2 protein-coding genes are annotated in these 970 nt (G+C 44.3%); both read left to right on the forward strand.

The annotated features are described in order from the left end of the window. Positions 1-656, forward strand: a 656-nt coding sequence (locus tag R7Z77_RS24290; protein ID WP_318136920.1) for an alkaline phosphatase, incomplete at its 5' end; no start/stop codon positions are given. Positions 657-792: 136 nt separating this feature from the next. Further along, a partial coding sequence (locus R7Z77_RS24295) for a ribbon-helix-helix domain-containing protein (protein WP_318136921.1) occupies positions 793-970 on the forward strand: 178 nt, incomplete at its 3' end.

Raw genomic sequence — 970 nt, forward strand, 5'->3', positions numbered from 1 at the left:
TACATGAGTTGATTAAGTTCGACGAAGCGGTGAACTCTGTTTACGAGTGGGCGAAAGGTCGTGACGACACACTGATCATTGTTACCGCAGACCACGAAACAGGTTCTTTTGGCTTTAGCTACTCATCAGCAAATCTACCTAAACCAGAAAAACGCAAAGGTGAAGCCTTTGAAAAACGCGATTACGCGCCAAACTTCAACTTCGGTAAGTTTGAAATCCTAGATGGTTTATACAACCAGAAGAAAAGCTACTACGGCATGATCAGCGAGTTTGAAGCGCTAGATAAAGCACAGCAAACACCAGAAAAGCTAGCTGAAGTGGTGAATGCCAACAGCGATTTTTCTATCACACCTGAGCAAGCCGCTCATGTACTAGCAAGCAAACCAAACCCATACCGAGTTGCTGGCCACTCGTACCTAGAAGTAGAAACGGTACCAACAATTAACGACTTTGATGCGTTCTTCCCATACAACGACCGCGGTAACTTGCTCGCTCGCGAACAAGCGACCAAACAAAACACGGTATGGGGAACAGGCACGCACACTCATACACCAGTGAACGTGTTCGCTTGGGGGCCTGCAGAAACCATTCTTCCAGTTTCAAAAATCATGCACCACTCCGAGCTTGGTGAGTTCCTAAAGCAACAAATCAAATAATCATCTTGCACTTACTTCACGTCTTGTGATGTTCCAACGCTCTCTCACGAGAGCGTTTTTTTATCCGCAAAAACAGTTGACGTTTTAAGCAACAATACTCAATATTTGCACGTCTTAAATCATATCTACGAATACCATGTGCGAAATATTTGCTAAACAACCACAGGATAATTATCAGTTTATCACTCGTTCCATCCGCATTGACGGCCATGCCACCAGCGTAAAATTAGAGTCGAGTTTTTGGACGATTCTTGAAGAAATTGCCAGTGCGCAAGACATGACCGTTCCAAAGTTTATCAGCACGGTGTATCAAG

It is taken from the genome of Vibrio sp. 1401 (assembly GCF_033340295.1).